Below are 12,414 nucleotides of genomic sequence, written 5' to 3'. Positions count from 1 at the left end.
TGGTCGGCTTCTCACGGGAGTGACCACCTCCGGTCGGCTTCTCACGGGAGTGACCACCTCTGGTCGGCGCGGCCGCTGCATGTGGCGACCGTGACTCCCGTGCCGGAGGCCGCCCCCGACGACGGGTCGGTCAGGCATCGTGCGTCGGACACGTTGACCAGCAGCTGACCGTCGGCCCGCCACTGCGCCGTCGTGCGCCCGTCGCAACCGGTGACGTGCACGGTGCCGTCCCCGGCGACCAGCGCGCACATCCCCATGACCCGCAGCGTCCCGTCGGTGGCGAGCGTCCAGCTTTGAGCGACGGTCCCGTTGCAGGTGAACACCTGAACGTGGTTGAAGTCGACCGCCACCGCGCCGTTGAGGTCGAGACACAGCCCGTTCTGCCCGCGGATGGTCCCGATTCGGTCGTCGGCCGGCTTGGGCGCGAGCGCCGCGGGTAGCGAGGTGTTCCCGCCGCTGTCGACCGCACTCGGTGAGGCGGCCGTGGGCGACCCGGTGCCGCCGCTGCCTGCTCCGTTGGTGCTGGTCCCGCCGGTGTTGGTGCCCGCACCGCCGGTGTTGGTGCCCGTACCGCCGCTGTCGGTGCCCGTACCGCCGCTGTTGGTGCCCGTGCCCGTGGCACCGCTGCCGGTGCCGTCGCTGTCTGATCCGCCGTTACCGGTCCCGCCCAGGCCCGTCCCTCCGGAGCCGGTCCCGTCGCTCCCGGTCCCGCCCACGCCAGATCCGTTCGCCCCGGTCCCGTTCCGGCCGGCTCCCTTCGCGCCCGGCGAGCCGGATGCCTGGCCCACGCTTCCCGGCGCCGCACCGCTTGACGTCGCCGTCGGCACCAGCCCGGACAGAGCCGGAATCGGCGCATCCGGCAGCGCCGCCGGACCGGCGGGCCTGGCGTTCGACCGCAGCGCCGCGAACCCGGCGGCCCCCAACCCGATCAGCACGACGGCGCAGGCGGCGATGAGCACGAGCAGCCGGCGGCGGCCGTCCCACACCGGCTTGCGCTTGGCCACCCCGGGCAGCAACAGCACGGCGGTCGGATCGTCGGCACCCTCGAGCGCCCGATGCGACCGCACCTCGCGCGTGGTGGCCGAGGGCCAGGTCTGCGTCGAACGATCGTCCCCGGACGCGTCGGAGTCACGAAGGTACGGCCGCACGAGCAGGGGATCCCGCTCCTCGCCGTGGTCCTCGTCCGTCACGATTCACCCGCCGCCATCGAGCCCTCACAAGACGATCGAGGGCCCAAACTACCTCGGCCTCCGCGCGACTCGCCGATCGCCGAAGATGTGACTTTCCGCCCGATCGGCCGTTCCGGGCCGCCGGGGCCGAGAACGGACGCAATGACCTGCGCCGATGCGTCCCGCGTCAGGTAGCCGACAGTGAACCCGTTCCCGTCCGTTCCCGCCCGGCCGGCAACGGAGATACACCGCGACGGCAAACCGAGCGGATCCACCGCGAACCTACCTTTCTGTACATCCGGGGCGACATGAGCGCCGGTCCACCAGGAAGGTCACTCATGCCGCTCACCACCCGTCTGCTCGCGGCTGGCGCCGCGAGCCTCACGCTGGCCGGAGCGATGATCGTCGCCGCGCCACCGGCGACCGCCGCTACATCGCCGGCCGGCGTTCCCCGGTCGGCCGTCGTCTTCTCGACGGGCAACGCTCGCCTGCTCGACGCCGCTCTCTCGCCGGCTGGCACTTCGTCGACGGCGCCCGCTTCCCGGCCGGGCGCCTGGGATCGCACGTCGGACGCCGAGCGCCGCCGCGTCGATGCGGTCGCCACCCCGACACTGCGGTGGTACTCCTGCTACAGCTGGGGCGAGTGTGCGACCGCCCGGGTGCCGCTCGACTACGACAACCCGCACGGCAAGCAGGTCGGCCTGGCCCTGCTCCGGGTCAAGGCCCGCGACCAGAAGCACCGCATCGGCAGCCTCTTCGTGAACCCCGGCGGCCCCGGCGGCTCGGGCGTGACCATGGCGCTGGCCGCCCCGTACTTTATGAGCGACGCCCTGCTCGACCGCTTCGACGTCGTCGGCATGGACCCCCGCGGCATCGGCTTCAGCGACCAGGTCAACTGCTTCGGCGACATGGGCCGGCAGTCGCCCACGATGCGGGAGCTCGGGATCGGCTTCCCGCTCGGCGCCGCCCAGGAGAAGGCCTTCATCAAGGCCGCCGGCCAGGAGGCGCACGCCTGCTCGACGATCGGCCGTGAGCTGGCCGGCGCCATGTCGACCGCCGAGGTCGCCCGCGACATGGACGTCATGCGCCGCGCCGTCGGCGACAGCAAGCTGACCTATCTCGGCTTCAGCTACGGCACCGCGCTCGGCCAGTACTACGCCAACATGTTCCCGGACCGCTTCCGCGCGATCGCCGTCGACGGCGTCATCAACCCCCAGGCGTGGGTCGGCTCCACGAAGACCGGCAGCCAGATCCAGGACGACCGCCTGCGCTCTGCCGACGGCGCGTGGAAGGCGCTGTCGGAGATCCTGCGCCGCTGCGGGCTCGCCGGAAAGACGAAGTGCGCGTTCAGCGCGAGCCCGATGCGCAACTTCCGGGTGCTGGCCGAGCGCCTCAAGAAGAAGCCGCTCACCGTCGACAGCGAGACGGTGACGTACGCCCAGTTCATCGGCATGGTGCTGAGCGCCCTCTACGAGCCCGACGCCGGTGCCGAGGTCACCGCGCTGGCGGCCGAGCTCTTCCAGCTGACGACGCCCGGCTACGTGCCGACCAAAGCCAAGCTGACCGCCGCCGCCAACCGAGTCGGCCGCATGCGACGCCAGGCCGAGGGGCGCGCCTTCCCCTACGACAACAGCTTCGACGCGTACGCCGCCGTGATGTGCACTGACGGCCGCCACCCCGCCACCGGAGCGTCGTGGCCCAAGGCCGCCGCCCGAGCCGACAAGCGCGCCACCTACTTCGGCCGCGCCTGGGCGTGGGCCAGCGTGCAGTGCGCCCAGAACCACTGGACGGTGCGTGACGAGGACGCCTACACCGGACCGTTCACCAAGCACACCCAGCACCCCGTTCTGATCGTAGGAAGCTTCTGGGACCCCGCCACCAACTACGCCGACGCCGTGCGGTCGTCGCACCTGCTGCCCAACAGCCGCCTGCTGTCCAGCAACAACTGGGGCCACACCGCCTACGGCACGTCGTCCTGCGCCACCGGCATAACCAACCGCTATCTCCTCTACCGCTCGCTGCCAGCTCCCGGAACCACCTGCGTGGGCGACCAGCAGCCGTTCCGAACCCCGCTCCCCGCCACCGACGACAAGCCGTCCCAGACGACCGCCGACGCCTTCGACCTCGGCACCGCCTCGGCCGCCCAGATCGCCGCCCACGGCCTGCCCGCCCCGGGCGCCACCAAGGTGCTGCCGCCGGTGCGCTGACCGCTCGGCCCGGGTCACCCACCCGGGCCTAGCGCCCGCGCTGCCGCGCCAGTGCTGGCGTGCCAGTGCTGGCGTGCTCGCGCTGCCGTGCTCGCGCTGCCGTGCTCGCGCTGCCGTGCTCGCGCTGCCGTGCTCGCGCTGCCGTGCTCGCGCTGCCGTGCTCGCGCTGCCGTGCCCGCGCTGCCGTGCCCGCGCTGCCGTGCCCGCGCCGCGCTGTCTCGGATGCCCCGCTTTCGTTTGGAGAGCGGGGCATCCGTCGTTTCAGCGTTTCCAGAACGACTTGCGCGACGGCCGTCCTTCAGTTGCCGCACCTGGCCCACCGGAAGCGTCCGACCCGCCCCCCGATTTCGAGGTCGGCCCATCGCCCCCGAAGGCGGCAAGTGTCTCGAGGGCCGACGCCCACTTCGCATCGAGCGACCCGTCACCGTTGAGCACGGCGACCAGATCACGCAGCGGGGCGTACTCGTCGCCCGTCAGCGACCCGAGCAGCACCGTGAGCCGGCTGGCCAGATCGTCGAGCGTGTCCCGCCGCTCGTAGGCGGGCCGATCGGCCGCCTCGCGCAGCCGCCCGGCTTCGATCCGGGCGATGTCGCGCACCTGGTCGAGCGACGGAGCCGCCCCGCCCGGCGCGAAGGCCTTGCCGGCCCGCATCGCTCCGGGAACGGCCGCGAAGGTCCGTGCCGCCCGGGAGCGCATGCCGCTCGCGTCGGCGCGCGCCGGAGCGAACCGCGGCGGCCCGGCCGGCGCGGGCATGCCGGGAGCCGGCGGCGTCATCGGCGCGCCGGCAGCGGGCGGAGGCAGCGGCGCCACCGCGCTCATCCGCATCAGCATCGGCGAGGCATCCGCGTCGGACGCCCACCCGGACGGCAGCTCGACCGGCTGCGTGACGCGCTTGGTCTTGCCGCCCTCGTTCACCACCCGGCTATCCACCGCCACGAACGCGGTGAACCGGCACAGCACCCCGTACCGCAGCGAGGTCGCGACGATCCTCTCCTCCAGCCCGCGGTCGCCGGCCGCATACGCGTCCTCGAGGTCGCGCAGCCGCGCCCGCGCCCACTGGGCCCTGATCGCCGGCTCGGTGCGCTCCCGGACCTCGATCGTGGTGCGGAACTCCCGGTCGTCCCGGGTCCGCCCGGTGACGGTGATGCTGCCGCCCGGCTTGCCGGCGAACCGCCCGGCGACCACGAGCGGAACCCCCGGGTAGAGGCCGGGCAGGCGCGCCGGGGCACGCTCGTCGTCGATGAGCCGCAGGCCGTCGCCGGTCACGGCCAGGTCGGTGATGACCGGCGCGCCGATCCGGCGGTGGATGTGCTCCATCGCCTCGTCCAGCCGGTCCTCGCTCTCCACCAGCTCGGCCCGGCCGCCGCCGAGCGCCGCGAGCCGGCCGAGGAAACCGGCGTTGACCGCGCGGTCGATGCCGATGGTGTGGATCCGGGTGGTGCCGATCAGCGGCGTCACGTCCTGGACGATCTGGTCCTCGTTGCCGACCTGTCCGTCGGTGACTAGCACCAGCACCCGGTCGCGGCCCTCGGTGGCGCGCAGCAGGCCGAGCCCGGAGGTGAGCGGCGCGAGCAGCTCGGTGCCGCCCCGGGCGTCGGCGCGGGACAGGTGCTCGACGGCACGGAAGCGGTTGCGGTCGCTCGCCTCGGACAGCCCCTCGCCCAGGTCGGCCGGTCGATCGATCTGGTGGTCGAACGTGAGCACGGCGAAACGGTCGGCGGAGGTGAGGGTGTCGACCACGCGCGCGGCGGCCCGCCGGGCGGCCACCATCTTCCAGCCGCCCATGCTGCCGGAACGGTCGAGCAGCAGGACCACATCCTTGGGGCGCGGCCCGGCGGTGTCGTCCGGCGGCAGCACAACCAGTTGATAGACGCCGCCCGGCTGGTCGCCGGTCTCGTCGGGCACGGCGATGGCGGTCTCGCCGCCACCCGCGTATCCGATGCGCAGCACGAAGTCGCGGTCGGCACGCTCGCCCGGCGCGATGCTGAGCACACCCTCACGTTCGGAGACGGTGTGCAGGCTGGACCGCACCTCGCCGAGGGCCAGGCCGGCCGGGTCGATCTCCACGCCGATCGACAGCCGCAGTGGATTGGGGAACCCCGGCAGCAGCACGGGTGGGGAGATGCGTGACGCGTCCGGGACCGCATCGGTGTCGGGAGTCTGCCCGTCACCGACGTAGGGGCCGGGCAGCGGCGTGCCCGGGACGTACCGCGGCGCCACGACCAGCGGGAACCGGAACGTCGCCGCACCGTCCTCGAACGGCAGCGGACCGACCAGACTGAGCTCGATCGTCACGCGCTCACCGGGCAGGATGTTGCCGACCCGCATGGTGAACACATCGGGCCTCTCCTCCTCGGCGATCGACGCGCGCTTACCGGCCGCGATCGCTTCGTCGTACGCCTCCCGCGCCGCGCCGCGCTCCTGAAGCTCGGCCTCGACCGTGCGGTCGTCGGCGGTCATCTTCATTCCGGTGACCGCGGCCCGATCGGGGAGCGGGAAGATGTACGTCGCCTCGAGCGCGGTGTCGTGTGCGTTGACGAACTCGGTCACCACCACCGTGTGGGCCACCAGCCCGCTGAGGCGCGCCCGCACGTCGAGCCGGTCGAGCGGGAGGTTGCCACGGTCGGTGCTCAGCCGGCCGAAGCCGGCGTCGGGCAGGATGCGGATGCGACCCAGCTCGCCCGGGCTCATCGGAGTGACGGAAAGGGTCATGACGTTCTCCCAACGATCAGGCCACGGGACTCGAGCATGGTCATCAATGGCGCGGCGGCCGCGGCTATCTCGGCGCGGTCGGTGTCGGAGACGGGGTAGGGGAGCAGCAGGACGACACCGTCGCCGAGCACCACTCCGTGGACCGCAGCCGGCGTGTCACCGGGAGCGGCGGGAACGGGCCGCTCCGATGCCGGACCGCCGGCCGGGAGCAGTCTCTCCGCTGCCTCCACGGGCCCGTCGATGTCGGGCGCGATGGCGGTCTCCGTCGGAGCGTCCGCCCAGAATCGGCGCCGGAACGCGATGTCCGGCTTGGGCGCCCCGCTGCCGGACGCCCCGTTGCCCTCCTCGAGCAGGTGGCCGGGCACCCGAGCGGCGTCGGCCAGCCCCTCGGCGGTCAGCCAGGTGAAGTCGGCTTGGATCTGCGCGAGACTCCGGCCCTCAGCCTGCCAGCGCTTGATCGCCACCAGCTGCTGCAGGTGACGCGGGCCGTAGATCGCCGTGCGCCCGCGCATGCCGAGCGGACGGTCGACGAGGCCGATCGTCGTATACCACCGGATGGCGCGCCGATCGGGGACATCGCGGACACGGCCGTTGGGAGCGCCGGAGTATTCGGCCGCCAGGGCCACCCGCACTCTCTCGATCAGCTCATCCATCGTCCACACGCTTGCGAGTCTGACACTGTCACAATGACAGTGTCAATGAATTCTGATGGCGCATTGCCATTGACGTCACTACAGGCAACCCGATAGTCACAATGGCATGCGACGACGCGAGATCATGGGCGCGGCTGCGGCCGGGCTGGCGGGGGCGATGATGACCGGTGAGGCGGCCCGAGCGGGCGGCCGTGAGGTGCCGAGACTCCATCGTCTGCGCCTGGTCAGCCTGTCCCATGTCAACGACCCGGCCACCACCAACGTCTATCCCGGCGACCCGCCGTTCGAGCTCGAGACCATCGCCACCATCGAGAAGGAGGGCTATTACCTCCAGTTCGTCCGCGAGGGCGAGCACACCGGCACTCACTGGGGAGCGCCCGGCCACTTCAACGCGGGGGAGCCGCTGGCCGACGACCTCGACGTCGACGACCTCTACCTTCCCGCCGTGAAGATCGACGTGCGCCGGCAGTGCGCCCGCGACGCCGACTACGAGGTCACGATCGCCGACATCAAGGCGTGGGAACGGCGCCACGGCCGCATCCCCGACGAGTCCATGGTGATCATCTGGACCGGCTGGGACGCCAAGTGGGGCACGGACGCCTACTTCAACTTCGACGCGGACGGCGCGATGCACCAGCCCGGATTCGCCCTCGACACCGTGCAGTGGCTGGTCGACACCGGCCGTCTCGGCTATCGGGGCGGCACCGGCACCGACACGTTCAGCCCCGACGTCGGCACCGACACGACCTATGCGGTGTCACTGCTGGTCTACCAGCGGCACCGGATCAGCTTGGAGATCCTCGCCAACCTCGCCGACCTCCCACCGACCGGCGCCTACGTGCTCTGCGGCGGCCACATCAACAAGGCCGGCGCGGGCTCCACGGCGCTGATCTACGGCATCCTGCCGCCCGGCTGACCGCTCCTCCCCGATGAACCCGAGTGGGGGGCGAGGCCGCGCACCCGGGCGACGGTTTGCGCCTGGCTGGGCAGGTGGCTTGCTGGCGCGTGGCTGGGCGGGTGGCTTGCTGCCGCCGGAGTGGCCGGGTGGCTTCGTCGGGCCCGGTTGCCCGACCGGCTTGGCCGGCGCTGTCGGCTCGCCGCCGCCCGGCTGCAGCGCGCCGTTGACGACGAGCCGATAGGGGGCATACTGCCTCACCTTCTCGGTCGGCTCGTCGTAGGCGACGATGGCGACGACCTTCGGATAACCCTTGAGCTCGGCGAACTTCCCCACCGGCACGATCCGCGCCCGCTTGCCGTCGATGCCGATGAGCGTGACGTGCCAGGCGTGCACCGCCGTCGGCACGATCATGGTCGGCGAGCGCCATCCGGTCAGCGTGCTGCCGTCGCTGACCGCCAGATCGCCGAGACTGATCTTGCCGATCCGCCAGCCCCCGCGGTTGACGGCGCTGTCACTCACGTACCGCAAACCCAGAAGGACTTTCTTTCCCGCGTACGGCTTGAGGCTGTAGCTGGTCGTGACCACGCCCCCGCTCGCCCCGCTCAGCGCAGGTCCCGCCGGGCCCGCGATGGTCCGATCGCCGGCGATCGCCGTGTAGGACCGGCCGCCATCGGTCGAAACGGTCACGTAGCCGAAGTCGTAGGAATCCTCGATGTCGTAGGACGTCTCGAGCTTCAGCGTCGCCTTGGCCGCCGCCGGAACGGTGATCGGCAGGACCGCTTCGTTGTCGAGATCGTTGGTGTTGCCCGAGAACAGCGTCTTGTCGGCGACCGTCCATCCGGTCGGCAGCGGCGGCAACGTCTTCGCGCCCGCGAACGTGACGGACTTCAGCGGCGTCGGCAGGGACACGTAGTCGGCACCGTTCGGCGCCGCTCCCGGCATGTCGTAATCGGACGGGTTGTCCAGGTTGATCATGGAGCGCAAGCCGGCCGCGGTGACCCGGTCGAGCGGAAGGCCGATCATGCGGCCGCCGCCCTCGCCGACGATCTTGTCGACGAGTGTCATGGTCTGGTAGTCGTGCAGGACATCGTAGAGGTTCGTTCCGGCCGGCAGCGCCGCCTGCACACCGGCCAGGCCCTGCCGCAGCCCGTCCCGATGCAGCATGGTGATCGCGTTCGGGCCGAATCGATCGCGCAGGTACAGCATGAACTGGTACGCGTTGCCGTAGTCGGCGAGCACCTCGGTGGGCGCCCCCTCGTCCCACAGGTTCAGCGAGTTCTGCGGGCCGCCGCACGCACGCGGGTTGGGGTTGTACTTGGTCTTGACCGAGCCCCAGCCCTGGAAACAAATCAAATGGTTGTCGTTGCCCCGGTCATTGACTGTCGCGCGACCGTCGACGTACCCCACCAATGTCTGGGCGAAATCGGACAGACCCTCGTTGACCCAGCTCTCCTCGTCCGGGTCGGCGTAGTACTCGAGCAGGTGCTGCCACTCGTGCGCGAACGTGGCCTCGTACATGCGCGGATGCGCCGGCCGGCTCGTGCACAGGTCATCGGTGGGGTCATCGGCCGGCTCGGCGCCGAGACGATGCTTCCAGTCGTACGCGTCGATGGTCATGACGTTGCGGTCGAAGAGCTCGTTGAGCTGGGCTGAGAAGAACCCGGCGACGTACGTGACCGCCTTGGGGTAGGTGAAGTAATTGGCGTCGCGGATGTTGTCGACGAGGGTGACCGTCTTGTCGCCGTCCCCGGTGAAGTCGCCCTTCATCGCCGCATTGCTGCCGTCCCGGTTCGGTGGCGTGCTGAAGGCGGTGGTCTCCTTCGGGTAGATCGTGTCGTCGAACTCGTGGATCAGGTCGCCGATCTGCGCGTCGGTGACGTCGACGGCGTTCTTCCGGCAGTCGGTCTTCGGAAACGAGACGTCGTCGGCCACCCACACCTCGAGGTGTTTGCCGATCGCCCGTAGCTTGTACTTCTTCGCGTAGTACCGCCCGGTCGTGTCGTCGAGCCCGAGCCACTGCCGCTCGGTGCCGATCGCCGGAGTGCCGGCCGCAGCCGACCGCGGCTCGGGCCGTCGCTCGTAGCGGGGGTGCTCGGGCAGCGCCTTGCCGTTGAGGCTGAAGTGGGTGCGGTCGAGTTCGCGAATGTCCGAGCCGGTATGCCGGTACCTCGGCGCAGCAGTGTAGGCCGCGGTGCTCGGATAGCTCGCGGTGCCCGGATGGCTTGCAGCGCTGGGACGGCTTGCAGCGCTGGGACGGCTCGCTGCGCCGGGTTGGGTCGCAGCGCTGGGACGGCTCGCCGTGCCCGGATGGCTCGCGTCCCGGTCGCCGGCTGCCGGGCGGCCTGTCCCGGCCGCGAAGGCTGGTGCCGACGCGAGCTGCGCAACCAGAGTGATAGCCGCAAAAGCTGCAAAACGGGCGCGATCCATGAAGCTGGACGCTACCTGCCGCCCGGCCGGCAGCAGGCCAACACGCGCTATTCGAACAGCGAGTGGTGGCCGTCTCCCTCGGCCCGGCGACGGGCACGCCGCCGCAGCTGCACGATCACCATGTCGATCACGGCAACCGCTGCCCAGGCGGCCAGCAGCCAGCCCGGCAGCGTCCATCCCGCGCGGAACAGCCAGATGGACAGCAGAGTGCACACGACGAAGCCGAACGCTGCCAGCACAAGCCGCAGATTCAGCGCGCTGTACGGCTCGCCGACAGTTCCGCGCCGCCCCGGCGGCTGAGCTCCGATCGGCATGCGGGCCGCGTACCCCGCGGTGCTGACCGCCAAACAAGTTCCATTCGGCACGGCCCCCGGACGACGGCCGCGACTTCCTCACCCAAGGTGACGCCGTTACCGGCTCGGTCATGTCACCTCCCGCCGGAGGATCCGCCACGAGCCCAGCAGCAGCGGCACCACCACCCACAGGACCGTCGACACCGCCAGGCGGCCGTATTCACTCGCGGACATGGCGGGCTCGGAGAGCGGACCGGACGTCACGTCGAGGTCGAGCCATCGCGCTAAGCCGTGCAGGGCGTGGATCGCCTCGCCCAGGACCGACCAGAGGGTGGGCAGGACGAAGTAGGCGACGATCGCCAACGGCGAGCTCATCAACAGCGCGCCGAAGGCCATGCCCATCAGGACGAAGAGGACGAGCAGAAGTGCGCCCTGCCCGATCAGCGACGGCGCGATCCGCCAGCGGCCGTCGCCGCCCAGAGCCATGCCCAGCAGGTTCGCGGCGACGCTCAACACCACCGTTGCGACGGTCGCGGCCAGGGCGACGAGGACCCCGGCCGCCAGCTTTGCGGCGATCACGCGCAGGCGCGCGGGCGTGAGCGTGAAGGTGGTCAGCGCCGTACGCTGCGACCACTCGCCGGTCATCGACAGGATGCCGAGCACCGGCAGCAACGCCGCCGACGGGACCAGGCCGAAGGCGAAGAAGCCGCCGAAGGTGAGCTCGTCGTCGGGTGCCCAGCCGAGCTGGATCGCCGCCGTCCCGGCCGTGCCCAGACCGATCACGATGAGCAGCCAGAGGCCGGCGCGGGTGTCGGCCAGCTTGCGGAGCTCGACGACCGTGAGGCGGACCGGCGAGATAGGGGTAGCCGCGATCGGCGCCGGACCGGTCGTGCGGTGAGCCGGGGACAGAGACGTGGTCATCGAACTGCCTCCCGCCCCGACTCGCCGGCCGTCAGCTCGAGGAAGATCTGCTCGAGCCCTCCGGCACCGGCCGGGCGCAGCTCCAGCAGGACCAGGCCCGCGTCGGCGGCGGCTCGTCCGATGGTCTCGGCGTCGGCCCGTACGACTGTGCCGCCGTCGGTCGACGGAGTGCCCGTCAGGCCGGCCCGACCCAGCATGGCCCCCAGCGCCGCGGGATCGAGAGCCCGGACCAGAGTGCCCGCCGTCGACAGCAGCTCGTCGCGGGCGCCCTGGGCGACAACCCGGCCGCCGCCGATCACGACCAGGTGGTCGGCGACCGCCTCGACCTCGCGCAGCAGGTGGGAGGAGAGCAGCACCGTGCCGCCACGATCGGCGAACTCGCGCAGCAGGCCGCGCATCCAGAAGATGCCCTCGGGGTCGAGGCCGTTCGCCGGCTCGTCGAGGATCAGCACCTGCGGATCGCCGAGCAGAGCGTGGGCGAGGCCGAGCCGCTGGCGCATGCCGAGCGAATAGCGTTTGACCCGGCGGCGAGCGGCCGTCGCGTTGAGCCCGACCCGGTCGAGTGACCGGCCGGCCGCGGCAGTGTCGACACCCATGCTGAGGGCGGCGAGCGCGAGCACTTCACGGCCCGTGCGGCCGCCGTGCTGCGCCGACGCGTCGAGCAGGACGCCGATCAGCCGGCCCGGGTTGCCCAGGCGGCGATAGGGCACGCCGCCGACGGTCGCGGCGCCGGAGGTGGGCGTGGTGAGGCCACAGATCATTCGCATGGTGGTGGACTTGCCGGCGCCGTTGGGCCCGAGAAAGCCGGTCACGGTGCCGGGCTCGCAGGTGAAGGACACGTCGTTGACTGCGGGGTGACTCCCGTACCTCTTGGTGAGGTGTTCGACCCGGATCATGTGGCTCAGCGTGCCGGGGCGGGCCGTCCGCTCGCGTCGGCCAGAGGTCGATGGCTGCGGGCAAAGGTCGATGCAATCGTCGACTTTGGTCGGTATCGCCGCGGTCACCGCAGCCCGTAATGTCGGCGGCACCTCAGGCGAACAAGCCGAGGCAGAGAGAGCGCGGGCCATGGCCTGGCGAGTTGACTGCTGCGGGGCGCCGGCAAAAGAGTAGACCCACGAGCCGGCGCCCGTCCGT

At 71.3% G+C, this 12,414-nt stretch carries 8 protein-coding genes and 1 pseudogene; 2 read left to right on the top strand and 7 right to left on the bottom strand.

Annotated elements, in window-relative coordinates; translation table 11 throughout:
* Positions 1 to 41: 41 nt before the first annotated feature.
* The gene (locus tag ACQP2F_RS30135; RefSeq protein ID WP_433293242.1) at positions 42 to 1,190 is read right to left on the bottom strand and encodes a ricin-type beta-trefoil lectin domain protein; all 1,149 of its coding nucleotides are present in this window, start codon (positions 1,188 to 1,190) and stop codon (positions 42 to 44) included.
* 317 nt (positions 1,191 to 1,507) lie between these two features.
* Between ACQP2F_RS30135 and ACQP2F_RS30130 the strand changes: the two genes are divergently transcribed.
* Positions 1,508 to 3,376: an alpha/beta hydrolase gene (locus ACQP2F_RS30130; RefSeq protein ID WP_433293240.1), complete on the top strand. Its 1,869-nt coding sequence runs from the start codon at positions 1,508 to 1,510 to the stop codon at positions 3,374 to 3,376.
* Between the two features lie 261 nt (positions 3,377 to 3,637).
* On the opposite strand, the gene ACQP2F_RS30125 is transcribed toward ACQP2F_RS30130, so the two are convergent.
* The gene (locus ACQP2F_RS30125) at positions 3,638 to 6,088 is read right to left on the bottom strand and encodes a VIT domain-containing protein (RefSeq protein ID WP_433293238.1); all 2,451 of its coding nucleotides are present in this window, start codon (positions 6,086 to 6,088) and stop codon (positions 3,638 to 3,640) included.
* Positions 6,085 to 6,741 carry a MerR family transcriptional regulator gene (locus ACQP2F_RS30120; protein WP_433293236.1) on the bottom strand — a complete coding sequence of 219 codons (657 nt, stop codon included), beginning with the start codon at positions 6,739 to 6,741 and terminating at the stop codon, positions 6,085 to 6,087. The genes ACQP2F_RS30125 and ACQP2F_RS30120 overlap by 4 nt, the downstream gene beginning before the upstream one ends.
* Before the next feature lie 106 nt (positions 6,742 to 6,847).
* On the opposite strand from ACQP2F_RS30120, the gene ACQP2F_RS30115 reads away from it, so the two are divergent.
* Positions 6,848 to 7,657 (top strand): cyclase family protein, encoded by an 810-nt coding sequence (locus ACQP2F_RS30115; protein WP_433293234.1) that lies wholly within the window; start codon positions 6,848 to 6,850, stop codon positions 7,655 to 7,657.
* A gap of 507 nt (positions 7,658 to 8,164) precedes the next feature.
* Here the strand turns inward: ACQP2F_RS30115 and ACQP2F_RS30110 are convergent.
* From ACQP2F_RS30110 to ACQP2F_RS30095, 4 genes and pseudogenes are all read right to left on the bottom strand, one after another.
* Positions 8,165 to 8,581, bottom strand: a pseudogene (locus tag ACQP2F_RS30110) (peptidase M6 immune inhibitor A); the annotation flags it as partial.
* A gap of 1,532 nt (positions 8,582 to 10,113) precedes the next feature.
* Positions 10,114 to 10,380, bottom strand: a complete 267-nt coding sequence (locus tag ACQP2F_RS30105) for a hypothetical protein (protein WP_433293232.1) — start codon at positions 10,378 to 10,380, stop codon at positions 10,114 to 10,116.
* A 108-nt stretch (positions 10,381 to 10,488) separates the two neighbouring features.
* Positions 10,489 to 11,280, bottom strand: a complete 792-nt coding sequence (locus ACQP2F_RS30100) for an ABC transporter permease (protein ID WP_433293230.1) — start codon at positions 11,278 to 11,280, stop codon at positions 10,489 to 10,491.
* The gene (locus ACQP2F_RS30095) at positions 11,277 to 12,176 is read right to left on the bottom strand and encodes an ABC transporter ATP-binding protein (protein WP_433293228.1); all 900 of its coding nucleotides are present in this window, start codon (positions 12,174 to 12,176) and stop codon (positions 11,277 to 11,279) included. The genes ACQP2F_RS30100 and ACQP2F_RS30095 overlap by 4 nt, the downstream gene beginning before the upstream one ends.
* Positions 12,177 to 12,414: the final 238 nt, after the last annotated feature.

The sequence above is a fragment of the Actinoplanes sp. CA-030573 genome, from assembly GCF_050951115.1.
In the GTDB taxonomy this organism is placed as follows: Bacteria; Actinomycetota; Actinomycetes; order Mycobacteriales; family Micromonosporaceae; genus Actinoplanes.
This window is presented reverse-complemented; position numbering and strand designations above follow the sequence as displayed.